Source organism: Thermomonospora curvata DSM 43183 (assembly GCF_000024385.1).
Classification (GTDB): Bacteria; Actinomycetota; Actinomycetes; order Streptosporangiales; family Streptosporangiaceae; genus Thermomonospora; species Thermomonospora curvata.
Map to the genome: position 1 here is coordinate 803021 of NC_013510.1, position 24194 is coordinate 827214.

Sequence of the window (24194 nt, forward strand, 5' to 3'; positions counted from 1 at the left end):
TCAGGAGAACGTGGTGCGCAGGGAGCCGAGGTGCTCGATGGTGCTGACGAGCTCGTCGCCGGCGGTCAGGAAGCGCGGGGGGTTGCGGGTGGCGCCGATGCCGGCCGGGGTGCCGGTGAAGATGAGGTCGCCGGGGAGCAGCGTGGTGATCGCCGACAGCCGCGCGATCAGGGCGGGAACGTCGAAGATCATTTCCGAGGTGCGGGAGTCCTGCATGGTCTCGCCGTTGAGGGTGCAACTGATGCGCAGGTCGGCGGGGTCGGGGATCTCATCGAGGGTGACCACGGCGGGGCCGGTGGGGGCGAACCCCGGGTAGGACTTGCCGAGGGAGAACTGCTGGGGGGACGGGCCGGACCACTGGGTGAGCCGTTCGGACAGGTCCTGGCCGACGGTCAGTCCCGCCACGTGGTCCCAGGCGGACTCGGCGGCGATGCGGTGGCCGCCGCGGCCGATCACCACGACCAGTTCCACCTCCCAGTCCACCCAGCCTTCCGGCAGCTTCACGTGGGCGACCGGGCCGGTGAGGCTGGAGGCGAACTTGGTGAAGGTGGGCGGCGGGGCGTCCGTGGAGGCCGCCTGCAGGTCCGCTTCGTCGGCGTGGTCGCGGTAGTTGACGCCGATCGCGAAGATCTGCCGCGGCCGGGGCACGGGCGCCCGCAGCTCTTCTGCGGCGTACATGAGGGGTTCGCCGCTGAGCGCCGCCAGGGCCGGACGGGTCTCCTCCCAGTGGTCGAACAGCTCCTGGGGGTCGCAGCTCAGGGCGCCGCCGCTGGCCTTGTGCACGTCGATGGCTCCGCCCTCGGTGAGCAGGACGGCGCGTCCGGCGAGATTGGCGATGCGCATGGGTGTTTCTCCTCAAAGTCGTGGTGTGGTCAAGGGGCCGGGGCGGAGGAGTCGGCGCGGTCGAAGACCGGCAGGGCCGAGCAGAGTACCGCCGGGTCCCGCCCGGCCTGGAGCACGGTCCCATCGGGTCGGATGAGCGCCGCCGCGGCCCGGCCGGTGCGGAGCCAGCGGTGCAGGTCGGTGCCGGGGGCGGCGACCACCAGGGCCGCCCGGCGGCGTTCGATCTCGGCGCGCTGTTCAGCGGACGGGACCACGGCGCTGACGATCGCGAAGCGACCGCCGGTGACCTGGTCGAGGCGGCGGCCGTCCGGCAGCAGGGCGTTGGGGCAGAGGGTTCCCGCCAGGCCCCGGCCGTGCCACGGTTTGCGCACCAGCGCGGAGCGGCGCAGCGGCGGGGTGCGGCTGTCCAACAGCCGGCGGGAGAGGCCGGGGATGTGGTGCAGGCGCGGGGCGAGCACTTGGCGCAGGACGGTGCCGGCCCGGCCGCCCCGGGTCATGGTGACGCCGACCAGCTTGGCGCGCTGGATCATGGCGCGGGCGTGCGGCGCCCGTTCGGCCTGGTAGGTGTCCAGGGCGCGGTCGGGAAGCGCCCCGTGCAGCACCGCCGCGAGCTTCCAGGCCAGATTCGCCGCGTCGCGCAGCCCGGCGCACAGGCCCTGGCCGATGAACGGCGGGGTGAGGTGGGCGGCGTCGCCGAGCAGGAAGACGCGGCGGTCCCGCCAGCGGTCGGCGATCTGCGCCCGGAAGGTGTACTCGGCGGCGCGCAGCACTTGCAGCGCCTCGTCCGGGACACCGGCCGTCCACGGGGACAAAAGCGGCCGCAGAGCGGCCGGGTCGCGGAAGTCGGCGCCGCTCTCCCCGGGCAGCAGCCGGAACTCCCACCGGTAGCGGGTGGGGCCGACCCGCATGTAGGTGGCGGCGCGGTCGGTGTCGCAGACTTGGTGGACGCCCTCCCAGTGCCCCAGTTCGGCCTCGGTGGCCACGTCGATGACCAGCCACCGCTGCTCGAACTTCAAATCCCGCATGGTCGCGCCGATCGCGCGGCGGACGAGGCTGTTGGCGCCGTCGCAGCCCAGCACGTACCGGGCGCGCAGGGAAGCGGCGGTCTCCGCCTCGGTGTAGTCGATGCGCACGCCGTCGGCGTCCTGGTGCACGGCGGTGACCTCGACCCCGCCCCGGAAGGTGAGGTGCGGGCAGTCGGCCATGCGGGCGCGCAGCAGTTTCTCCAGTTCCGGCTGGTCGAACATGTTGGCCTCGGGGAAGCCGTGCCGGCCGGTCTCGGCGCTCCGCCGGAACTCCGCCAGCACCCGCAGCCGGGCGTCCACCAGCCGCAGGCCGAGCGCCGGACGGGAGATCGCGGTGAACTCCTCGCCCAGGCCGAGCCGGGCGAGGATCCGGACGACCTCGTCATCGAGGTGCACGGCGCGCGGCTGCGGGTAGACCGTCGGCCACCGGTCCAGCACCAGCGTGGGCACGCCGTAGTCGGCCAGCAGCAGCGCCGCGGTCAGCCCGGTCGGGCCCGCCCCGACGACCACCACCGGGTGCTCGGGGGCGGTCATGACGCGGCCACCTTCAGCAGGCCGCGCAGGCGCTGCAGGTCGAACTCGTTGTCCTCGCGCAGCGCGGTGAGGATGGCGCGCAGTTCGGCCAGCGACTGGCGGCCCGGTTTGATCCCCAGGAAGTCCATGGTGGCGCGCGGCCCCCACTGGGCCAGCCCGGAGGCGGTCATCGGCGCCCAGCCCGGCTCCACGGTGCAGTCGAACAGGTCCCCGTCGGTGAAGTGCTCGACCAGGAACCCGTCCGGGTCGCGCCAGTAGTCGAAGATCTGGCTGCCCTGGATGTGCCGGCCGATCCCCCAGGAGCGGCGGTAGCCCTGCTCGCGCAGGTACTCGCCGCCGGCCGCCAGGCTGTCCAGGTCGGTGACCTGGTAGGCGGAGTGCACGTACCGGTTGGACGGCCCGAGCACCATCGCGAGCGTGTGGTGGTCGGTGGGGGTGCGGCCGCGGTCGCAGCGGATGAACGCCATGACGGGCCCGCGTTCGCGCTGCCCTTCGTAGTAGAGGAAGTCGCTGACGATCAGCCCCAGGTGCTCCAGGTACCAGTCGAGCGTCCGGCGGAAGCGGGTGGTCTGCAGCACGACGTGGCCGAGCCGCTGGATCGCGGCGGGTTCGCGGGGCGGGCGTTGGGGCGCGTTGATCCGCGGTGTGGCGTCCCCGAAGTTGCAGATCAGCGGTGCGGGGGAGGGCAGGGCCGGCAGGTCGAGGGTGTCGGCGACGACCCGGACCGGCAGGCCGCCGGGGTCGGTCAGTTCTACGGCCCGTCCGCCGAGGGTGTCCGGCAGGGCGGTCACCGTGCCGCCGGTCGCCTTCGCCAGTCGCGCCAGGTCGGCGCGGTCGGCCGCCCGGAACGCCGGGCCTAGGAAGCGGGACCGCCTGCCCCGGCGGATCAGGACGCACGGGGCGCCCGGGTTCGTGCCCCGCAGGTGCAGCTCGTCGGCGGTGCGCAGCGCGACGGCGAACCCGAAGGCCCGGGCGAACGCCTCGGCCCGCGCCAGGTCGGGTTTTTCGAACTCCAGCCAGGCCAGGTCGTGCACCTTCACGACCGGCGAGGCGGCCCGTCCCGGGTGCTCCCCGGCCAGGGGGCCCTGTTCGCTGTGCAGGCCGGCGTGCGGATCGCCCACGGCGTCCCCCTTACCTAGATGACGAAATCGTCAATTGTGACGTTATCATCAATCTAGCCCCTTGCTCTAGGTGAAGTTGACGATTTGTTCAGTTCTGAAGGTCCACTTAGGGTAGGGCGGGAGCAGCACGAGGGGAAGGACGGGGGATGGCCGAGCGCAGCCGAAGCGCCCCCACCCGGATGGACCGGCGCAAGGCGCGCACCCGGGGCGCGCTCATCCGCGCCGCCCAGTCCTTCCTGGCCCAAGGCACCTCGAACGTCCCGATCCTGGAGATCACCCAGGCGGCCGACGTCGGCCTCGGCTCCTTTTACAACCACTTCGAAAGCCGCGAGCAGCTTTTCGCCGCCGCGGTCGAGGACGTCCTGGACCGGCTCGGAGCCGTCCTCGACGAGCTCACCGCCTCCCCCGACGATCCCGCCGAGGTCTTCGCCCAGGCGTTCCGCCTCACCGGCCGCATGCACCGCCTGGACCCCGAGCTCAGCAAGGTCCTGCTCAACAGCGGCTTCGCCCTGGTGTCCTCCCCCCGCGGCCTGGCCCCCCGGGCCCGCCGCGACATCGCGGCCGCGGTGCGGGCCGGCCGCTTCCCCGCCGTCCACGACCTGGATCTGGCCATCGCCGTGGTCGGCGGCGCCGCCCTCTCCCTCGGCCACTACCTGCACGCCCACCCCGACCGGGACGATGCCGAAGCCGTCGATCAGGTCACCGAAGGCCTGCTCCGCATGTTCGGCGTCCCACCCGCCGAGGCCGCCGACATCTGCCGCCGTCCCCTCCCCGAGCTCACTCGCCTGCCCGACTGACCCCACGGAAGTACGCCCTGGGATTCATGCCCCGCACTCCGGCCCCGCCGGGAGGGCGGGCCGAAGACGGTTCACCCGGAGGGCGCCGGGAGCGGGTTCAAGACCGCCGGGACGCCAGCAGCTCGGCCAGGTGGACGCCGCGCCGATCGGCCAGTGCGGCGAGCTGGGTGCGGCAGGAGAAACCGTCGGCCAGCACGACGGCCTCCTCCCCGGCCCGGCGGACGGCGGGCAGCAGCGCGGTCTCGGCGACGGCCACGCTGACCTCGTAGTGGCCGCGTTCGACGCCGAAGTTGCCGGCCAGGCCGCAGCAGCCGCCGACCGCCTCGACCGCCGCCCCGGCCCGTTCCAGCAGCGCCCGGTCGGCGTCCCAGCCCATCACGGCATGGTGGTGGCAGTGCGGTTGCGCCACCGCGCGCACGCCCTCCAGCGACGGCGGCTCCCAGCCTTCCCGCTCCATCAGCAGCTCGGCCAGGGTCAGCACATGCGGCACGGCGACCGGCGACCGCCGGACGGCGCCGACGGACCGCGGGTCCTTCGGCCCCGAACCGGTGGACGCGCCCTGGCCCGGCGCCCCGGACGAATCACCGGGCACACGGGAGGATTCCGGGGCGTCCGGCCCGGCGGGCACGGAAGCAGAACCCGCCGTCGATGGGAGCCGCCGCAAAGGTTCGGGAGGCGTCTGACGGGCCGGAGCGCGCCCGCCGCCCAGCAGGTCGCGGGCGTCGGAGCGGAAGACGGCGACACAGGACGGCTCCAAGCCCACGATCGGGACACCCGCCTCGGCATGGGGAGCCAGGACGTCCACCGCGCGGCGCAGTAGACGGCGGGCCGTATCCAAGCGTCCGGTGGAGATATAGGTCAGGCCGCAGCACAGCCGCTTGTCGGGAATGCGCACCGAGAACCCGGCGTCCTCCAGCACCCGCACCGCCGCGATCCCGACCTGTGGAGTGAAGTGGTCGGTGAAGGTGTCCACCCACAGCAGCACCGGATCCCCGGGCGCGACCGGATGCCTGCGGAACCAGCTGCGGAACGTGCGGGGCGCGAACGACGGCAGGTCACGGCGGGCGTCCACCCCGGCCAGCCGCTTGCCCGGCCCCGCCAGCGGGCTGCCGAGCAGCCGGTTGGCCAGGCCGGGGGCCAGGGACGCCATCCGCGCCAGGCGGGGCAGGCCGCCCAGCACATAGTGCGAGAGGGGACGCGGGCGCCGCCGGTACGACTGGTAGAGCACCTCGGCCTTATACGTGGCCATGTCCACCCCGGTCGGGCAGTCGGAGGCGCACCCCTTGCAGGCCAGGCACAGCTCCAGCACCTGGTGCACCTCGGGGGCCCGCCAGCCGCGCACCAGCGACCCGTTGGCCATCTCCTGCAGCACCCTGGCCCGGCCCCGCGTGGAGTCCTTCTCATCCCGGGTGGCCAGATAGGACGGGCACATCACGCCGCCGGAGCCGGTCAGGTCGGCGCGGCACTTGCCCACCCCGGTGCAGCGGTGCACGGCGTTGGTGAAGTCCCCGCCGTCGTCGTCATAGGCGAACCCCAGCCCGCGCCGCAGCGGGACGGCGGCCGGCACCCGCAGGTCGGCGTCCAGCGGCCGGGGCCGCACCACCACCCCCGGGTTGAGCACGTCATCGGGGTCGAAGACCCCTTTGACCTCCTCGAACGCCCGCAGCGCCGCGGGGGAGTACATCAGCGGCAGCAGCTCGCTCCTGGCCCGTCCATCGCCGTGCTCCCCCGACATCGACCCGCCGTAGGAGGCCACCAGGCGGGCCGCGTCGGTGAGGAAGTCGCGGAAGACCTTCACCCCGCCCGGCCGGTGCAGCGGGAAGTCGATGCGCACGTGCACGCACCCGTCGCCGAAATGCCCGTACGGCACCCCCGACAGGCCCCGCTCGGCCAGCAGCGCCTCGAAGTCACGCAGGTAGGCGCCGAGCCGCTCGGGCGGCACGGCGGCGTCCTCCCAGCCGGCGTGCGACATGTGCCCGCCGACGGACCGGGCCGCCAGCCCCGCCCCGTCCTCGCGGATGCGCCACAGCATCGCCGCCTCCGCCGGATCGGTGACGACCCGGTGGTCCAGTGCGCCGGCGTCCCGGATCACCCCGGCCGGGTCGCTCTCGCCGGGCAGCTCCACCAGCAGCCAGCCGCCGCCCGAAGGCAACTGCGGCACGGCCGCCTCGCCGCGCAGCCGCCGCACCACGTCCACGATCCGCGCGTCCAGCCCCTCGGCGGCGATCGGGCGGTGCGGCAGGACGCCCGTCACCGCGTCGGCCGCATCGGCCATGTCGGGGTAGCCCAGCACCACCAGCACCGGACGGTCCGGCACCGGGACCAGCTCGACGGTGGCGCTCAGCAGCACCCCCCAGGTGCCCTCGCTGCCCACGAACGCCCGCGCCGTATCGAACCCCCGCTCCGGCAGCAGGTGCTCCAGCGAGTAACCGGAGATCTGCCGTCCGAACCGGCCCAGCTCGGTGCGGATCACCGCCAGGTGCGCGCCGACCGCCTTCTCCAGCGCGGCCAGCGTCGCCGAAGAGCCCGGACCGGCCCCCCGCCGCAGCACCAGATGCTCGCCGGTGCCGGTCAGCACCTCCAGCGCGGCGACGTTGTCGCTGGTGCGGCCGAACCCCAGGGCCCGCGACCCGCAGGCGTTGTTGCCGATCATCCCGCCGATCGTGCAGCGGTTGTGCGTGGACGGGTCGGGCCCGAACCGCAGCCCGTGCCCGGCGGCCGCCCGCTGCAGCTCATCCAGCACCACCCCGGGCTCGACCTCGGCGGTGCGCGCGGCCGGGTCGATGCCGCGGATGCGGCGCAGGTGCCGGGAGAAGTCCAGCACCACGCCCGCGCCCACGGCGTTCCCGGCGATCGAGGTGCCCGCCCCGCGCGCCGTCAGCGGCACCCCCAGCGACCGGCACACCTCCAGCGCCGCCGCCACCTCCTCAGCGGCCCGGGGGAAGGCCACCACGCTCGGCACCACCCGGTACAGCGAGGCATCGCTGGAGTACTCGGCCCGGCGGCGGGTGGAGACGTCCACCTCGGCAAGGCCCGCCCGGCGCAGCGCCGCGGCGATCTGTTCGGGTCTGGCAGAAGTCGGCATCCGGTTCCCGTCGTTCGCATCGGCCGGCCGCCACGCGCTGAAGACGGCCTCGTCGGGCCCTTCTTTAGCGCCCGTCCCGTCCGTCCGCCGTGGCGGAGATCACCACAGCGACAGCGAGCGGGTGAAGATCTGCTCCAGATCCTCCCCGCTCACCGGGCGCGGGGCGGTGGACAGCAGCCGTTGCTGCTTCAGCGCCCCGTCCACCAGGTCCGGCACGTCCGAGGCGGCGAAACCGACCGCGCCGACCCCGTTGGGGATGCCGATGTCCTGCATCACGCGCAGCAGCGCCGCCGGCAGGTACTCGGCCGGGTCGTCCGGGCGCTCCAGGCCGGGGTCGAGCAGCTCGGCGGCCCGCACGTGCCGGTCGGGGGCGGCGGGGAAGGTGAAGCGGAACGCCTCCGGCGCGGTCAGCGACACCGACATGCCGTGCGGCACCAGCGGCTCGTCGCCCGGGTAGCCGGGGGCGTGGTAGTCGCGCACCCGCCCGGCGATCGGGTAGGCGTTGGCGTGCGGGATGTGCACCCCGGCGTTGCCGAAGCCCAGCCCGGCCATGGTGGCCGCCAGCGCCATCTCGGTGCGCGCCTGCAGGTTCTCCGGGTCGCGCACGGCGGTGCGGAACGACCGCGACAGCAGCCGCAGCGCCTGCTCGGACCACATGTCGGAGATCGGGTTGGACCCGCAGTAAGGCACCCGCTGCTCGGGCGTCTTGCGCTCATAAGAGGTGTAGTGGCGGGCGGTGTAGCTCTCCAGTGCGTGGCAGAGGATGTCCATCCCGGCCGAGGCGGTCACCTCCGGCGGCTGGGTGACCGTCAGCAGCGGGTCCACCACCGCCATGGTGGGGCGCAGCCAGGCGTGGCTGATGCCGGTCTTGACCTTCAGCGACAGCACGTCCAGCACGCAGATGGTGGTGCTCTCGGCGCCGGTGCCGGTGGTGGTGGGCACCGCGACCAGCGGTTTGAGCGGCTTGGACGGCGGTTTGGCGGCGCCCACGGGGGCATTGATGTAGTCCATCAGCTCCCCGGGGTTGGTGGTGAGCAGGTTGACGGCCTTGGCAGTGTCGATGCTGGAGCCGCCGCCGACCGCCACGAAGGCGTCCCAGGGGCCGCTGCCTTGGGCGTACTCGATCGCCTTGGTCATGCTGGTGTCGGTGGGCTCGATGTGGACGCCGTCGAAGACGTGGGCCTCGATGCCGTAGGCGGCCATCCGGTCGGCGATCCGCTGGGGGTGCCCGGTGGCGGCGATCTGGGGATCGGTTATCACCAGCACGCGGCGGACGCCGAGCCGGGACAGGTCGAAACCGATCTCCTCGGCGGCTCCGGCGCCGAACTTCAACGCCGGCGACCCGTAGGTGAAGACCGTCTCGGCGTGGGTGGGTTGGGTGTGCACTTTCCGGCCCTCCTCGATTGTCGTCCGCGGCCGGGACGGCTCGGCCGGGGACGGGAGCACGGTCCTGTCGCCGTCGAACTGTTTCCGGTGGCGGGCACCTGGGAGCCCTGCCCGTGCAAATCAGGGCCCTTCGGTGTGTACCCACCTAGAATCCGCCTATGACGGAGCTCCGCACGCGCGACGGGACGTGGACGTTCGACGGCGAAGTGCTGCGGATCCTCCCGGCGCTGGACCGCAAGGTGCACAGGGTGCGCAAGGCGCTGGGGGAGATCACGGTTCCGTTGGCGGCGATCTCCACCCTCACCTTCGAGGCCGGGCGCAAACGCGGCCGGCTGCGGCTGTGGCTGCGCAGCGGCGCCGACCCCTTCACCCAGGCGGTCGGGGGGAGACTGCCCGACGACGCCGACCCCTACCGGCTCACCGTGGACCCCGACGCGTCCGTCCTCGCCGAACTGCTCGTCGAGGAGGTGCACCGCAGCCGCGCGGTGGAGCAGATCCCCGCCGGACCCACCGACCGCTACCTGATGCCCGGACCGACCGTCCCGCTGAGCGCCTCGGTGGGGGACGGGACGGTGAGCTTCGACGGCGAGCAGGTGCACCTGGAGTGGGCCGCCACGGCCGACGGCGCCAAGCGGAGCGCCGGGCCGCGCCTGTTCCACATCTGGGAGCTGACGGGCGTGGAGTGGGAGCGCTCCACCTTCACCACCTACGGCTACCTGCGGTTCATCACCGGCGGTGCGCCTCAGGGGAGGCCCCCGGAGAAAGACCCCTCTTGCCTGGCCTGGCCCTTCGGCGACGGCGGAACCACCCCGCTGGTGGCGGCCGCGGTGACCGCCCGGCTGCCCCACCCTCATGCTCCGGCCGACGCCGGCACGCGCTCAAAGGCCGGTGGGGAGGCGGCCGGGCGGGATGTGGACGCGCTGCTGCGCCGCCTGCGGGAACTGGGTGAACTGCACCGCAGCGGGGTCTTGACCGACGAGGAGTTCGCCTTCGCCAAACAGGCCGTGCTGCGCCGCTTTTGACGCCGGCGGACGCCCGCCTTGGGAGAAGGCAAGGCGTTCGGCCGCCGACGCGAAGGGCCGAGCCGCCGGCCGCACGGGGCCTCTAGGGGCGAGAACACCCGGGAAACGCCGCCGGAACGCTTTCCGCGGCCCGGCCGGCGGGGTCTGGCGCTGTGCTCGTCGTGAACGGTTTTCCCCAGAAACCGCTTCGGACGCGCAGACCGCCCACGTCCTCATAAGGTGGGCGGGTGGCTGTCCCCGAGACCGACTCCGCGGTGAGCGAAGCGTCGCGAGTGCTCTCGCGCGTCTTCGGCTACGACTCCTTCCGCCCCGGCCAGCAGGAGATCATCGAGCATGTGATCGCCGGTGGGGATGCGCTGGTGCTGATGCCCACCGGCGGCGGCAAGTCGCTGTGCTACCAGATCCCCGCGCTGGTGCGCCGGGGAGTCGGCGTGGTGATCTCCCCGCTGATCGCGCTGATGCAGGACCAGGTGGACGCCCTGAACGCCACCGGGGTGCGGGCCGGGTTCCTCAACTCCACCCAGGACTACGACGAACGCCGCACCGTCGAGGCCGCCTTCCTGGCCGGCGAGCTGGACCTGCTGTACCTGGCGCCGGAGCGGCTGCGGGTGGAGTCCACCCTGCGGCTGCTGGACCGGGGCGAGATCGCGTTGTTCGCCATCGACGAGGCGCACTGCGTCTCCCAGTGGGGGCACGACTTCCGGCCCGACTACCTGGAGCTGTCCCAGCTGCACGAGCGCTGGCCCGACGTGCCGCGCATCGCGCTCACGGCCACCGCCACCAAGGCCACCCACGCCGAGATCGCCGAGCGGCTGAAACTGCAGGACGCCCGCCATTTCGTCGCCAGTTTCGACCGCCCCAACATCCAGTACCGGATCGTCCCCAAGGACAACCCCAAACGCCAGCTGCTGCAGTTCCTGCGCACCGAGCACCCGGGCGACTCCGGCATCGTCTACCGCCTGTCCCGGGCCGCGGTGGAGGAGACCGCCGCCTGGCTGGTCGAGCAGGGCATCGAGGCGCTGCCCTACCACGCGGGGATGGACGCCGCCACCCGCGCCGCCCACCAGGCCCGCTTCCTGCGCGAAGACGGCCTGGTCATGGTGGCGACCATCGCCTTCGGCATGGGCATCGACAAACCGGACGTGCGCTTCGTGGCCCACCTGGACCTGCCCAAGTCCATCGAGGGCTACTACCAGGAGACCGGCCGCGCCGGCCGCGACGGGCTGCCGTCCACCGCCTGGATGACCTACGGGCTGGCCGACGTCGTCCAGCAGCGGCGGCTGATCGACACCTCCGAGGGCGACGAGGCGCACCGCCGCCGGCTGAGCATCCACCTGGACGCGATGCTGGCGCTGTGCGAGACGGTCGAGTGCCGCCGGGTGCAGCTGCTGAACTACTTCGGCGAGCAGGCCGCCCCCTGCGGCAACTGCGACACCTGCCTGTCGCCCCCGCAGGCGGTGGACGGCACCGTCGCCGCGCAGAAGGTGCTCTCGGTCGTCCACAGGCTGTGGAGAGAGCGCGGCCAGCGGTTCGGCGCCGGTCACATCGTCGACATCCTGCTGGGCAGGACCACCCCCAAGGTCGCCCAATACCGGCACGACTCGCTCAAGTCGTTCGGGGTGGGGACCGAGCTCAAGGCGGGCGAGTGGCGCGGCGTCATCCGCCAGCTCCTCGCCCAGGGCCTGCTGTCGGTGGAGTCCGACTACGGCACCCTCGGCCTCACCCCCGCCAGCGCCGAGGTGCTGTTCCAAGGCCGCACGGTCCGGCTGCGCCGCGACCCCGAACGCGTCAAGACCGCCAAGGCCACGGCGGCCAAGGAACGCCGCGCCCCCGCCGAGCTCCCCGACCACGCCCGGCCGGTCTTCGAACGCCTCCGCGCCTGGCGCGCCGCCACCGCCAGGGAGCAGGGCGTGCCCGCCTATGTGGTCTTCCACGACGCCACGCTGCGCGACATCGCCCTGCGCCTCCCCGCCACCCTCCAGGAGCTCGGCGCCGTCTCCGGGGTGGGGGAGAGCAAGCTCGCCAGATACGGCCGGCAGGTCCTGGAGGTCCTCGCCGCCGGCGAAGGACCCGCCCCGGAGGCCGCTTCGAACACGCCGACGTGATCGTGCGGCGGGCCGCAGGGGGATGCGGGCGGCGCCCACCGGGCCGTGGAAGGAACGGGTCCTGAGCATGATCCCGGCCTGGTGGGCGCCGCGGCTCGTGGGCCCGACGCGTGCGGTCAGGCGCTCTCGGCGGCGGCGAAGCGGGTCGCGACGTCGGCCCAGTCGACCAGGTCCCACAGCTTGGCGACGTAGTCGGGGCGGACGTTGCGGTACTGCAGGTAGTAGGCGTGCTCCCAGGCGTCGAAGACCAGCAGCGGAACCGAGCCGACGCCGACGTTGCCGTGGTGGTCGTAGACCTGCTGCACGATCAGCTTCCGGCCGACCGGCTCCCAGGCCAGCACGCCCCAGCCGGAGCCCTGCACGGTGGTGGTGGCGGTGGTGAGCTGCCTCTTGAACGCTTCGAAGGAGCCGAAGTGCTCGTCGATGGCGGCGGCCAGCTCCCCGTCGGGACGGTCTCCGCCGTCGGGGGAGAGGTTCTTCCAGAAGATCGAGTGCAGGATGTGGCCGGAGAGGTTGAACGCCAGCGTCTTCTCCAGCCCGACCAGGCCCTCGTACTGTTCCTTGGCGCGGGCCTCCTCCAGCTTCTCCAGGGTCTCGTTGGCGCCCTTGACGTAGGCGGCGTGGTGCTTGGAGTGGTGCAGCTCCAGGATCTCCCCGGTGATCGCGGGCTCCAGGGCGGCGTAGTCGTAGGGCAGGTCCGGCAGTGAGTACGTCGTCATGCGGTCACTATTGCAAATAACTCGCAACTGCATCAACAATGCGATTGCATGCTGGACGCTCCCGGTGGAGGTGCAGAGGTGCGGATCGAGGTGGACCGGCTGGACGGACGGCGCGTCATGGCGATCGCCGACCGGATCACCGCCCTGTACCGCTCGTGCTATCGCCGCCCGCCGTGGTCGGAGACCCCGGAGCAGATGGCCTCCTACGACGGCAAACTGGCCGAGGCCGCCGCCCGCCCCGGCTTCACCGCCCTGACCGCCGCCGCCGGGAACGGCCGGCGACGACTGCTGGGCGTCTGCTACGGCTGGCCCACGCCCGCTCTCTCCGAAGGCGACCGCGTCCATGACGCCGTGACCCGGGCGTTCGGAGCCGCCCGGGCCGCCGAGCTCATCGGCGGGGCCTTCGCCGTCGCCGAACTGTTCGTCCACCCCGACGCCCAGGGGCAGGGCATCGGCCGGCGGCTGGTGCAGGCCGTCGTGCGCGACCGCCCGGCCGCCTGGCTGATCACCTATGCCCGATCACCCGCCGCGCGCCTGTACCGCTCCCTGGGCTGGCGCGACCAGGGCCCGCTGCCGGCGGACCTGTATCCCCGGCTGCGCCTGTCGTTGTTCACCCTGCGCGCGCCCGCGGAGGCGTCCTCGACGCCCCCCTGAGGCGCCCCTCGGTGCAGGGGCGCCCGGTCGCCGGCCGCGGACCGGAGCGCCCCGGGCGCGAGGAGGCCGTCAGCGGTCGGGGCGGTTCTGGCTCTGCGCGGTGTGCCGGCCGGCCGGTGCGGGCTGGCGCCGCGGAGGCAGCAACAGGCCGAGCAGGACCATGCCGACGCCGAGCCCCAGATGCAGCCAGTTGTCGGCGTGGTTGACCGGGATGAAGTTGGCGCCGCTGCCGTGGTCGATGAACAGCCCGTACAGCCACAGCAGCAGATAGATCAGACCGCCGCCGACCAGGAAGGCGCGGGCTCCGGTGACCGTGCGCGCCAGCGCCAGCCCGATGATCCCGAACGCCCCGTGGACCAGGTTGTGCAGGACGGAGACCTGGAACAGGCCGAGCAGTTTCGCCCCCGACTCATGCCCGGCGAACTCCATCGAGCCGTAGTTGGTGGTGATGCCCGGGATGAATCCCAAGATCGCTATCAGCAGGAAAACAGCCCCGAGGATGTAGGCCGCCATCTGCACCGGCGTGGACTTCTTCACGGTCTGTGTCAAGTCGGATGGGGAGACGTGGGACATGACACCTCCTATTTGTCCTGCATTGAGCAGGTGAAGGCGCCTTACCCAGCAAAGTGAGACCTATCCACACCCGTGGCACGTCCCTAGGGCTCCCGCCCGGAGAGCCGGCCGTGCAGAGCCCGGTCCGGATGCCCGTGGCATTCGATGCCTTGTTCTAATCACAGAACGCATCCTTCCCTGCACGGGCGCGCCCGCCACGGCCCGGCGAACTCGGTTACGGAGACGGCGGCCATGACGACAGGTGATCTCCCCGCCGATCGGGCGGGAGCATGCCGCCGCGTGCCGAGATCGACCGTACCGTCGGCGGCCATGGCGAGCCGGTGCTGGTGACCGGGGAGGCGGGCTATCGGCGAGACCGCCCTGGTCACCGAGGCGGCCGTGGCGGCCTGCCGCGGCGCGCTGGTGCTGAGCGGATCGTGCCGGCAGTTCGGCGGTGCACCGGGTATCGGCCGTGAGCTCAGGCCGTCCGCGGGCTGCGCAGGTCCTGCACCGCCCGCGGAATGGGCCGAGGTCGGCGCGCTGATGGCCCGCACGGTCGGCCGCCGCCCCGATGACGCCCTGGTCGCCGAGGTGCATCGGCGCACCGGCGGCAATCCGTTCTTTGTGGAGCAGGCCGCCCGGCTGTGGCAGAGCGGCGGCCCGGTGGAGGCCATCGCCCCCGGGGTGCGCGATGCCGTGCAGCAGCGCCTGTCGTTGCTGCCGGAGGCGGCGGTGCCGGGCCGACGGTTCCACCGCCGACTGCCGGCGGCCGTCACCGCCGAACCGGTCTCCGGCGTGGACCGGCCGGCCGGGGAAGTGACCGTGCTCGCAGCCGCCCGGCCGGGAACGAACGCGACTCCTTGCCCTGCATCGAGTAGGTGAGGGCGCTCTGCCCGGCGGCAGACGACCCATCCCACATCCGCGCGTCCCTGCTTCCGCCTGCAGGTGAGGGAGCTGTGGCAGTTTCCTGCCGGGTCTCTCGCCGGCCGGTGCCGTCGAGGGTGCGGAGATCCAGGGAGCCTGCTGCGGGGAAACGCCGACGACACCGCAGGCGAGAAGATCTCCTGCCGCCATCGGAGGGACCAACGCCGATCGTGGAACCGCCGCCCTCATCGCTGTTGTTGCTCGATGCGCGCTGGAAAGGGCTGCGTGCCTACGCTGGTCTTGAAGCGAGCAGTCACTCCGACCCGAACCTCAAAGCAGGTGTTCCATTGACCTTGCACAAGAGCAACCCAGGTGGTGAGCAGGATTACCAGGCCATCGACCGCCATCTGCGAGGCTTCTGGCCCGGCGCCCACTTCCATGACTTCTCCTGGACCAAGGGCCCTATCCAGCAGGTTCTGCCGAGGTTCCGAGTGCGCCGGATCACTCCTGCCTCCGCGCAAGACGCCTGGGTGTATGTGACCAAGGGGGCGTTCGAGGCCGACGGCGGACAGCGTCTTGAGTTCATCATCGAGGCGCCGGCGGAGGATCCCATCCATGTGGAGTCGCTGGCGATGGTCACCTACCGCCACCTGACCGGACCTCCACTGGACCTCGGCCAGACCGTTGCCATCGGCCGCCCCTGGATCACCGGCTCGCCCCAAGACCACTTCATGGTGGACCTGCCGTACCCCTTCGGGCCGAAGTTGGAGTGGGCGGAGCTTCCCAACGGAGAGCCGGTGCGCTTCCTGTGGCTGGTCCCCATCACCGCCAGTGAAGCCGAATACGCGCGCACTCACGGTGCGGATGCCCTGGGAGACCTGCTCGAGCAGAACCAGGCCGACGTCCTCGACCCGCAACGCAGGTCAGTGGTCTGACCAGCAAAGACACTTCACGGCTCCGTCGCCCGGCGATGGAGCCGTTTCTGTTGTTTACAGAACAAAATAGATTAAGTCAGCCAACTTAGTTGAAGCCGGGCAAGATGGTCACTAAGCTATGCACTCGATCTTCGGGGTGACCGCCGGGGTGGACAGTGGGAAACGGCGAGCTCAGAGTCGATTCAGGCACGCTTCGACGCGCGGCCAGGGACTTGGATCAGGCCGTTGATCAGCTCGATGCGCATCTGACCGCATTGGAGAACGAGCTGGCGGGGTTCGGTGCGCCATGGGGCAGTGATGAGATCGGCATGCTGATCCAGGATGCTTACGAAAGCATCGTCGATATTGCGATGAACTGCTTCAACAGCAATATCGAGGAGCTGGAGTCCGTCCTGGCAGGGCTGGAGAACATGGCTGCTCAGTACGAAGCAGCTGAGCGGAATTCCGTTGTCGAGGTCAACCGGGTCCGGGAATTTCTCTGATGGGGCTCCAGCTTCCTGGGGAGCTGATCTCCCTTCTGGGCATGCTCGGCTTCACCTGGCCCGAGGCCGATGAGACCAAGCTGTTTGAGATGGGGCAGCGCTGGGTGTCCTTCTCGGGAACGCTGGAGTCGGACATTTCTGCGGCTGATGCGGCTGTCCAGCAAGTCTGGAGCGGTCACTCGGGACAGGGCATCGAGGCCTTTCAGAACGCGTGGTCCGGCAGCGATTCCGCTTCGGCGAACCTGCACACCGCGTCAGAGGGTGCAGTCCTCATCGGGGCGGGGCTGTTCGTCATGGGGGCGGTCGTACTCGCCCTCAAGATCAATGTGATCATTCAGTTGACCATACTCGCCTTCCAGATAGCTCAGGCCATCGCGACTGCCCCGGCGACCTTCGGAGCCTCTCTGCTGGAGATTCCCATCTTCAAAGAGATCACAAAAATGATCATCGATTTCCTGATCGACCAGGCCATACAGGTGCTGCTCGGTGGGTAAGGGAGATCGCCGCCGGCGGTCGGCGGAACGGCGTAGGGCAAAGAGCCGTAAGGGATCTCAAGGAGCTAAAGGCGTCTATCGGCTCTCCCGAACCGACAAGAGATTTAACGAGTCCCTTAAACGGTGGGGGCTCAGCCCCAACTATCCGGGCACTAATAAACCTCGTCCGACCAGGCCGACTGAGCCATACGACCGTACCAAGCACTACGGCGGTTCGCAGACCGACCATCCGGTCGGCGATAGGATTCGCCGTGAATTTGCGAATAAGCCGTGCCCATCGTGTAGAAGTAAGATGGTGCCCGGCAGTGATCATAGGCCGGTTCCTGAACATGATCCGCCGCTTGTCGTCCACTACTATGATCATGGCGGATTTGCCATGACTGACGAGGAGCGCCGCACCTACGCGCGTAGCGAGGAAGCATTCAACGGGGCATTTTGCCTGCAGTGTCAAAGAAAGCAGGGCCACGAGATGGCCAAGCTGTCACAGCGGTATAAGAAGAAATATGGCCTCTAAAAGCAACCCTGGCGGCGAGCACGACTACCATGCCATCGATCTGCATCTGCGCAATTTTTGGCCTGACCGCCCATTTGAGGAGTTCTCCTGGAATCTGGGCCCCATCCGGGATGTGCTGCCGAACTTCCGGGTGCGTCGAATCTCGCCGATAGCTGTAAATCAGCCCTGGATTTACGTGTCTGTGGGGGCGTTTGAGGTGGACTCCTTCCAGCGGGTTGAGTTCGTCCTTGAGGCTCCGGCGAAAAGTCCGATTCATGTGGAGTCGCTGGCGATGATCGCCCACTATCATGCGGTCGGAGACCACCCCTTCCACTTGGGGCGCACTGTCAACCTCGGCCGGCCATGGATAGATGGCGCTACCGCCACTGGGTTCATGCTGAACCTGCCTTATCCTTTCGGCCCTGACCTGGAGTGGATGGAACTCCCCAACGGTGAGCCGGTTCAATTCCTATGGCTGGTGCCGATCACTCGACGTGAGGCAATATATGCGATGGGCAATGGCACGGCGGCGTTGGAGGACCTCTTCGAGGAGAAGCAGGTTGACGTGCTGGATCCGTTCCGTAAGTCCGTGATCTAGATCCTGGAGAGATGGACTTATCCGCTTCTGTCGGCGCGCTGGCCCAGCTGCGTCATGGCATCCCGCAGTCCTTCGACGAACATGGTCATCTGCCTGAGTCCCTGGTCCTGCACTTCGGCGAGCCGCTGCGCCAAGACCTCTGGAGCGATCGCCGTCTCCGCTGTGGTCACTTGAGCGCGTAGCTCGCGCAAGGCTTGGTTGACCGCCTCGACAAGGTGTTCGGCCAGCTCTTGGGAGGACATCCGCATGACACGCGGGTCCAGTTCGATCGAGGTGATCTCACCTCCGGCGCCCGCCACGACCCTGATCCGGCCGTCTGCCGCCGAGCCCTGTCCCTCTACCGCTTCCTGGGAAGCACCGCCCTTCCCGGACCTCACCTGACTGAGCAGGCCCCTGGTTTCGGTGAGCATCCGGTCGAGCTCAGTCAGATTGACCACAACACCCCTTCTTTCCGATGGCGCACAGACTTCCTATGCAATCAGGATCTTGGATTTTGCTGCAGCAGGCAACCCATCGTGTGGGGTATGAATGATCACATGGGGACTACTGCAACGGACTACCTCTGGTTCGATGAGCAGTTCAGGGGCGACCTGGCCGAGGCTTATTGCTTCACCGTCGCCCTCAGGCTGACTCCCGAGGAGTATCTGCGTCGGTTGAGTGCGGAGATCACCGAACGGCGCCGGGGCGTCACCGGCCTTTACGATCTCGCCCTCAATCTGGAGGGCGATATAGACGACAACACGGACGGAAAGTTCAGTAGTACTCGGCTGCTCGTCGCCGCTACCTACTGCGAGGGAGCTGACGGTTCGGCGGTGCTGGCCGTGGAGCCCAACGGTTACCTGGGTGTGAGGGAGGATGTCATGTCCTCGGTGTCGAAAGGCACCAGGACGGTTTCCTGGTATCGCAACATCGAATGGCTCAGCGACTTCCTGTGGATGGAGGACGGCCAGAAGCAGCTCGGGTTCGATCCCTATCGGCCCTACGAACGTTGGGGCACGACGCCGGACGCCCTGGTCGCTCAGATGGAGGAAGTGGGCTTCGACCTCAACTCACAGGGCAAGGACGATGAAGAACGAGGGCCCTACAATGCGGCCGCTTTCGCTCTCGCCGAGCGTCTCACCGGTGTCCGCGTGACCCCCGAGCTCCTGAACGAATCCACCTTCCTGTGCGGAATCGCCCCCATCCCCTGAGCTCCCTGCCGAGGGTGGGGGCAGGAGTCTTCGAAGCGCACCCGCCCCTTTCCGGGTTCTCTCAACGTCCGTCGAGAGGGGCCGGGAGGGGGCTGTCGTCGTTGGACGGGTCCGTCCGGGGATGTGGATCTTCCTCGTTCGCATCGAAGCGGGAAGGTTCCACATCGGGGCGGGGAGAGCCGTCGACGCAGGTAAGGGCGGTCTGTGTCAAGTCGGATGGGGAGAGATGGGACATGACACCTCCTATTCGTCCTGCATTGAGCAGGTGAAGGTGCCTTGCCTGGCAAAGTGGGACCTACCCACGCCCGTGGCGCGTCCATAGGAGTCCTGCCCGGGAAACCGGCCGTGCAGAGCTCGGTCGAGATGTCGGTGGCATTCGATACCTTGTTCTAATCGCGGAACGCATCCTTCCCCCACACGGGCGCGCTCGCCACGGACCAGCGGGCTCGACGACGGAGACGGCGGCCATGACAACGGTGACCTCCCCGCTGATCGGGCGTGAACACGCCATCGAGACGCTGCACGCCGAGCTCTCCCGCGCCATCGACGGCCACGGCGGGCTGGTGCTGGTGACCGGGGAGGCCGGCATCGGCAAGACCGCCCTGGTCACCGAGGCGGCCGTGGCGGCCCGCCGGCGCGGCGCGCTGGTGCTGAGCGGGTCGTGCTGGCAGTCCGGCGGCGCACCGGGCTACTGGCCGTGGGTTCAGGTCGTCCGCGGGCTGCGCAGGTCCTGCACCGCCGGGGAATGGGCCGAGGTCGAGGACGCCGCCGGGGGCGTGCCGGCGGCACTGCTCGGCGAACGCCCGGAGGAACCCGGGGAGATCGGGGATTTCGTCCTCTACGACGGGGTGACCACCGCGCTGGTCACCGCGGCCCAGCGCCGCCCGCTCATGATCGTCCTGGACGATCTGCACTGGGCCGACCCCGCCTCGGTGCGGCTGCTGGAGTTCGCCGCCCGGCACACCTGGTTCGAGCGGCTGCTGCTGGTGGGCACCTACCGGGACGTGGAGGTCGAGCTGCCCGGCCATCCGCTGCGCCCGCTGATGTCGTCCCTGGCGATCCGGGCGACCACGGTGACGCTGACCGGGCTCGGCCGCGCCGAGGTCGGCGCGCTGATGGCCCGCACGGTCGGCCGCCGCCCCGATGACGCCCTGGTCGCCGAGGTGCATCGGCGCACCGGCGGCAATCCGTTCTTTGTGGAGCAGGCCGCCCGGCTGTGGCAGAGCGGCGGCCCGGTGGAGGCCATCGCCCCCGGGGTGCGCGATGCCGTGCAGCAGCGCCTGTCGTTGCTGCCGGAGGCGGCGGTGCGGCTGCTGACCGTGGCGGCGGTGCTGGGGCGGGAGTTCCACCGCCGGCTGCTGGCGGCCGTCGCCGCCGAACCGGCCGCCGCCGTGGACCGGCTGCTGGAGCAGGCGGTGGCCGCCCGGCTGGCGGTGACGCTCGGCGGGGGCCGTTTCGCCTTCGTGCACGACCTGGTCCGCGAGACCCTCTACGCCACGCTCACCGAAACACAGGCCGCGCAAAAACATGCGGCGGTCGTGCGCGCCCTGGAGCGCTTCCCCGATCTGGCCGAACACCTGCTGCCCGCCGAGCTGGCCGCCCACGCCCATCGCGGACGCGGCGAGCTGGACCCGGCCGTGGTGGTCGACCACCTCATCGCGGCGGCCCGTCACGCCGGCGCCAGGATGGCCATCGACGAAAAACTCCAGCACCGCCGCCGCGCCCTGGACGTGGCCGCCGCGCTGGAGCCGCGGCGGCGGGCTCTGATCGCCTTGGACCTGGGCCGCGACCTGTACCACTACGGCGAGATCGGCCAGGCGCGGGCGATGCTGACGGACGCCGCCGCATGCGCCCGTCGGGCCGGCGACCCGGTGGTGACGGCACGGGTGGCGCTCACCCTGCACATCTACGCGGGGACCGGCGACGGCCCGTCCGATCCGGCGGAGGAGCTGCTGCGGGAGACCCACCGGGCGCTGGCCGGCGACATCGCGGGCCCGGTGCCGCTGGACCGGCTGGCCAGGGAGGTGACCGTGCTCGCGGCCGCCCGGGCCCGGGACGAACGCGACGACGACGCGCTGGCGTTCTTCCTGTGGACGCTGCACGACCTGATCTGGGGGCCCGGCACCGCCGCCGAGCGGGAGCGCCTCGCCCAGGAACTCTCGGAGCTGGGACGCCGCCTGTCCGACCCCGACATGACCTACTACGCCCTCTCGCTGCGCTGGGTGACGCTGCTGGAGCAGGGCGACCCCCGCTACCTGGACGCCCACGCGGAAATGCTCGCCATGAGCGAGCGCGAAGGGCTGCCCGGCCTGCGGATCGGCTCCCTGATCGACCGGAGCGTCATCGCGGGCATGCAGGGCCGGTTCGCCGAGGCCGAGGAACTGATCGCCGAGGCCGCCCGGCTCAGCGAGGCCCACGGCGGCGACCACTTCGGTTCGCTCCGCCACCTGCGGTGGATGCTGCACCACCTGCGGGGCCGCCCGGAGGAGGTGAAAGAGGCCGCCGCCTCGTGCCTGCCGGACGACGGCACGTACACCCGGCTGCTGAAAGCCCTCACGGCGGTGCAGCGGGAGGACCTGCCCACCGCGCGGCGCCACCTGGCGGAGCTCACCGCCCCCGGCAGGCAGGTCCAGGGCATGTTCATGCCGCTGCTGCTGCGGCTGCAGGCACAGGTCGCGGCGGCCACCGGCGATGCGGACCTGTGCGAGCGGACCCGCGCCGCGATCACCCCCCATCTCGGGCAGTGGGCGGTGGCCGTGTACGGGTGCGACGTCGGCGGCCCCTACCACCTGTGGCTGGCGATGGTGGACGCCGCCCAGCGGCGCTGGGAGGAGGCGATCGCCGGTTTCACCGCCGCCGTTTCCGCCGCCGACCGCCTCGGCGCCCGCCCCTGGTCGCTGCAGGCCCGCGTCGGCCTGGCCGAGACGCTGCTGGCCCGCGCCCACGCCACCGGCGACCGGGACGAGGAGGCCGAAAAACTCCTGGAGCAGGCCGAACGCGAGGCCGCCGAACTGGGCATGCGGCACCTGCTGCGCCGGATCCACCGCGCCCGCCGGACCCGCGGGCGTCCCGCGGCGAAGACCGCCACCGGCGAGTTCCGCTTCGACGGACGGGTCTGGGCACTGGCCTACGCGGGCCGCCGCGTCCACATGCCCGACGCCAAGGGCCTGCGCGACCTGCACACGCTGCTGTCGTCCCCCGGCGCGGACGTCCCCGCCACCCGCCTGGCCAACCCCGAGGGCGGCCCGGCCGTGGCGGCCGCCCGCGCCCTGGGCGGCGATCCCGTCCTCGACGAGGAGGCCAAGGCCCGCTACAGACGCCGCCTGGCCCACCTGGACGAGGAGATCGAACACGCCACCGCCGTCGGCGACGACGACCGCGCCGCCGCCTACGACCGCGAACGCGCCGCCCTGCTGGCCGAGCTGCACGCCGCCACCGCCCTGGCCGGCCGTCCCCGCCGTCTGGGCGATGAGGCCGAACGCGCCCGCAAGACCGTCACCGCCCGCATCCGCGACACCCTGCGCCGCCTGGACCGGCACCACCCCGAACTGGCCGCCCACCTGCGCCGCTCCGTCTCCACCGGCACCGCCTGCGCCTACCGCCCCGACCAGCAGGTCACCTGGCGCCTGTAGCGGATGCGGGCGGCGCAAGCCACCGGTCCGGCGGCATTCGGGGCACGCCGATTCGAGAGGTCCGTAGGGGGCCGGTCCTGGAAGCGGTCACGCGGGGTTCACCGAGGCACGGTGACGCTCGCAGTGCGCGGACCGCCCGGCAGGACGTCGCCGGATGCGGCCGGGCCGGCCGTTTCAGCTTGGCCGTCCGGACGTTTTCAGCGGACTTTGCCGGCCTGTTCTCGGCGGCTTGACTTGGAGTGCGCTCTAAGCGGAAGGCTGGACGCATGGACGAGGGGCTGACCATCGCCGAGGTCGCCGCGCGGACCGGTCTGAGCGCGCACACGCTGCGCTACTACGAGCGGGTGGGGCTGCTGAAGGCGCCGGCCCGCTCGGTCAACGGGCATCGCCGTTACCAGGCACGCGACCTGGAACGCATCCACCTGATCACCCGGTTGCGCGCCACCGGGATGCCGATCGCCGACATGCGGCGCTACTTCGCGCTGGTGGACATCGGCCCGCACACCGTGTCCGAGCGCAAGAGGCTGCTGCTGGAGCACCGGGCTCGGGTGGTGGAACAGATCAGGCAGCTGGACGCGGACCTCGCCCTCATCGATCAGAAGATCTCCAAGTACGAGCGACGCGAGGACGGCATGATGACGAGCACGCGCACGCTGGGCCGGGGGCTGGTCAGTTCGTCGCTGGGCCTGGGCTGCATGGGCATGAGCGACTTCTATGGGCCCGGCGACGAGAGCGAGGCGGTGGCGACCATCCACCGGGCGCTGGACCTGGGCATCACCCACCTGGACACCTCCGACATGTACGGGCCGTTCACCAACGAGCAACTGGTGGGCAAGGCCATCAAGGGACGCCGGGAGGAGGTGCTGCTGGCCACCAAGTTCGGCATCGAACGCCTGCCGGACGGCACGCGGGTCGGCGTCAACGGCCGCCCCGAATACGTGCGCAAATGCTGCGACGCCTCACTGCAGCGGCTGGGCGTGGACCACATCGACTTGTACTACCAGCACCGGGTGGACCCGTCGGTGCCCATCGAGGAGACCTGGGGCGCGCTGGCCGAACTGGTGCAGGCGGGCAAGGTGCGGCACCTGGGGATCTCCGAGGCGACCCCGCAGACGCTGCGCCGCGCCCACGCGGTGCACCCCATCACCGCCGGCCAGTACGAGTACTCGCTGTTCACCCGGGATCTGGAACAGGACGTCCTGCCGACGCTGCGGGAGCTGGGCATCGGCCTGGTGGCCTACAGCCCGCTGGGACGGGGCCTGCTGACCGGTGCGATCACCAGCCGGGACCAGCTGGCCGACGGCGACTTCCGCGCCGGCAACCCGCGCTTCCAGGAGGGCAACTTCGAACGGAACCTGGCGCTGGCCCAGCGGGTCCGGCAGATGGCCGAGGCCAAGGGCGTCACGGCGGCCCAGCTGGCGCTGGCGTGGGTGCTGGCCCGGGGCGAGGACATCGTCCCGATCCCCGGCACCAAGCGCCGCAGCCGCCTGGAGGAGAACGCCGCCGCCCGCGACATCGAACTGACCCGCGAGGACCTGGCCGCCCTGGAGGAGGCCGTCCCCGCCGACGCGGTGGCCGGCGACCGCTACCCCGACATGCGCACCGTCCGCCACTGACCGGCGGAGCCGTGGACGGCCACAGCAAAGAACGCCCGGCGTCCCCG

Annotated in this window: 20 protein-coding genes; 12 read left to right on the forward strand and 8 right to left on the reverse strand. The window is 71.0% G+C overall.

Features of this window, described 5'->3' with window-relative positions:
- Genes TCUR_RS03550 through TCUR_RS03560 form a run of 3 tightly spaced genes read right to left on the reverse strand, consistent with a single transcriptional unit; the run spans position 1 to position 3523 of the window.
- Positions 1 to 843 carry a fumarylacetoacetate hydrolase family protein gene (locus TCUR_RS03550; RefSeq protein ID WP_012851101.1) on the reverse strand — a complete coding sequence of 281 codons (843 nt, stop codon included), beginning with the start codon at positions 841 to 843 and terminating at the stop codon, positions 1 to 3.
- Between the two features lie 29 nt (positions 844 to 872).
- Entirely contained in the window at positions 873 to 2402 is a 1530-nt protein-coding gene (gene mhpA, locus TCUR_RS03555) for a bifunctional 3-(3-hydroxy-phenyl)propionate/3-hydroxycinnamic acid hydroxylase MhpA (protein WP_012851102.1), read from the reverse strand.
- Complete coding sequence (locus TCUR_RS03560; protein WP_012851103.1) at positions 2399 to 3523, reverse strand: VOC family protein; 1125 nt, start codon at positions 3521 to 3523, stop codon at positions 2399 to 2401. Before TCUR_RS03560 ends, mhpA begins: the two co-directional genes overlap by 4 nt.
- A gap of 146 nt (positions 3524 to 3669) precedes the next feature.
- Between TCUR_RS03560 and TCUR_RS28260 the strand changes: the two genes are divergently transcribed.
- Positions 3670 to 4320 (forward strand): TetR/AcrR family transcriptional regulator, encoded by a 651-nt coding sequence (locus tag TCUR_RS28260; RefSeq protein WP_012851104.1) that lies wholly within the window; start codon positions 3670 to 3672, stop codon positions 4318 to 4320.
- A 97-nt stretch (positions 4321 to 4417) separates the two neighbouring features.
- On the opposite strand, the gene TCUR_RS03570 is transcribed toward TCUR_RS28260, so the two are convergent.
- Together TCUR_RS03570 and TCUR_RS03575 are read right to left on the reverse strand one after the other, a co-directional pair.
- Positions 4418 to 7405 carry an FAD-binding and (Fe-S)-binding domain-containing protein gene (locus TCUR_RS03570; protein WP_012851105.1) on the reverse strand — a complete coding sequence of 996 codons (2988 nt, stop codon included), beginning with the start codon at positions 7403 to 7405 and terminating at the stop codon, positions 4418 to 4420.
- A 99-nt stretch (positions 7406 to 7504) separates the two neighbouring features.
- On the reverse strand, positions 7505 to 8791 hold the full coding sequence (locus TCUR_RS03575; protein WP_012851106.1) for a hydroxyacid-oxoacid transhydrogenase: 1287 nt from the start codon (positions 8789 to 8791) through the stop codon (positions 7505 to 7507).
- Between the two features lie 158 nt (positions 8792 to 8949).
- Here TCUR_RS03575 and TCUR_RS03580 point away from each other — a divergent pair, with 158 nt between their 5' ends.
- Together TCUR_RS03580 and recQ are read left to right on the forward strand one after the other, a co-directional pair.
- A complete protein-coding gene (locus tag TCUR_RS03580) occupies positions 8950 to 9813 on the forward strand; it encodes a DUF4429 domain-containing protein (protein WP_012851107.1) in 864 nt (287 codons plus the stop codon).
- Positions 9814 to 10040: 227 nt separating this feature from the next.
- Positions 10041 to 11918 carry a DNA helicase RecQ gene (recQ, locus tag TCUR_RS03585; RefSeq protein ID WP_012851108.1) on the forward strand — a complete coding sequence of 626 codons (1878 nt, stop codon included), beginning with the start codon at positions 10041 to 10043 and terminating at the stop codon, positions 11916 to 11918.
- A gap of 116 nt (positions 11919 to 12034) precedes the next feature.
- Here the strand turns inward: recQ and TCUR_RS03590 are convergent, their stop codons facing one another.
- A complete protein-coding gene (locus tag TCUR_RS03590) occupies positions 12035 to 12637 on the reverse strand; it encodes a superoxide dismutase (protein ID WP_012851109.1) in 603 nt (200 codons plus the stop codon).
- A gap of 48 nt (positions 12638 to 12685) precedes the next feature.
- Here TCUR_RS03590 and TCUR_RS03595 point away from each other — a divergent pair, with 48 nt between their 5' ends.
- Positions 12686 to 13291, forward strand: a complete 606-nt coding sequence (locus TCUR_RS03595; protein WP_083789760.1) for a GNAT family N-acetyltransferase — start codon at positions 12686 to 12688, stop codon at positions 13289 to 13291.
- 69 nt (positions 13292 to 13360) lie between these two features.
- Here the strand turns inward: TCUR_RS03595 and TCUR_RS03600 are convergent, their stop codons facing one another.
- Positions 13361 to 13864, reverse strand: a complete 504-nt coding sequence (locus TCUR_RS03600; protein WP_012851111.1) for a DUF4383 domain-containing protein — start codon at positions 13862 to 13864, stop codon at positions 13361 to 13363.
- A gap of 522 nt (positions 13865 to 14386) precedes the next feature.
- Between TCUR_RS03600 and TCUR_RS03605 the strand changes: the two genes are divergently transcribed.
- The 5 genes from TCUR_RS03605 to TCUR_RS03625 all read left to right on the forward strand — a co-directional run bounded on the left by TCUR_RS03605 (position 14387) and on the right by TCUR_RS03625 (position 17709).
- Complete coding sequence (locus tag TCUR_RS03605; protein WP_012851112.1) at positions 14387 to 14725, forward strand: hypothetical protein; 339 nt, start codon at positions 14387 to 14389, stop codon at positions 14723 to 14725.
- A 212-nt stretch (positions 14726 to 14937) separates the two neighbouring features.
- The gene (locus tag TCUR_RS03610; RefSeq protein ID WP_245536967.1) at positions 14938 to 15642 is read left to right on the forward strand and encodes a suppressor of fused domain protein; all 705 of its coding nucleotides are present in this window, start codon (positions 14938 to 14940) and stop codon (positions 15640 to 15642) included.
- Positions 15643 to 15797: 155 nt separating this feature from the next.
- Positions 15798 to 16124 carry a WXG100 family type VII secretion target gene (locus tag TCUR_RS03615; RefSeq protein ID WP_083789761.1) on the forward strand — a complete coding sequence of 109 codons (327 nt, stop codon included), beginning with the start codon at positions 15798 to 15800 and terminating at the stop codon, positions 16122 to 16124.
- Positions 16124 to 16618: a WXG100-like domain-containing protein gene (locus TCUR_RS03620; protein ID WP_012851115.1), complete on the forward strand. Its 495-nt coding sequence runs from the start codon at positions 16124 to 16126 to the stop codon at positions 16616 to 16618. The genes TCUR_RS03615 and TCUR_RS03620 overlap by 1 nt, the downstream gene beginning before the upstream one ends.
- Positions 16619 to 17121: 503 nt before the next feature.
- A complete protein-coding gene (locus TCUR_RS03625) occupies positions 17122 to 17709 on the forward strand; it encodes a suppressor of fused domain protein (RefSeq protein ID WP_012851117.1) in 588 nt (195 codons plus the stop codon).
- 17 nt (positions 17710 to 17726) lie between these two features.
- Here the strand turns inward: TCUR_RS03625 and TCUR_RS03630 are convergent, their stop codons facing one another.
- On the reverse strand, positions 17727 to 18146 hold the full coding sequence (locus TCUR_RS03630) for a YbaB/EbfC family nucleoid-associated protein (protein ID WP_012851118.1): 420 nt from the start codon (positions 18144 to 18146) through the stop codon (positions 17727 to 17729).
- Positions 18147 to 18245: 99 nt separating this feature from the next.
- Between TCUR_RS03630 and TCUR_RS03635 the strand changes: the two genes are divergently transcribed.
- The 3 genes from TCUR_RS03635 (at position 18246) to TCUR_RS03645 (ending at position 24147) form a co-directional block, all read left to right on the forward strand.
- Complete coding sequence (locus TCUR_RS03635) at positions 18246 to 18899, forward strand: DUF6461 domain-containing protein (protein ID WP_052305400.1); 654 nt, start codon at positions 18246 to 18248, stop codon at positions 18897 to 18899.
- 467 nt (positions 18900 to 19366) lie between these two features.
- A complete protein-coding gene (locus tag TCUR_RS03640) occupies positions 19367 to 22531 on the forward strand; it encodes an ATP-binding protein (RefSeq protein ID WP_012851121.1) in 3165 nt (1054 codons plus the stop codon).
- 266 nt (positions 22532 to 22797) lie between these two features.
- A complete protein-coding gene (locus TCUR_RS03645) occupies positions 22798 to 24147 on the forward strand; it encodes an aldo/keto reductase (RefSeq protein ID WP_012851122.1) in 1350 nt (449 codons plus the stop codon).
- The last annotated feature ends 47 nt before the right edge of the window (positions 24148 to 24194 follow it).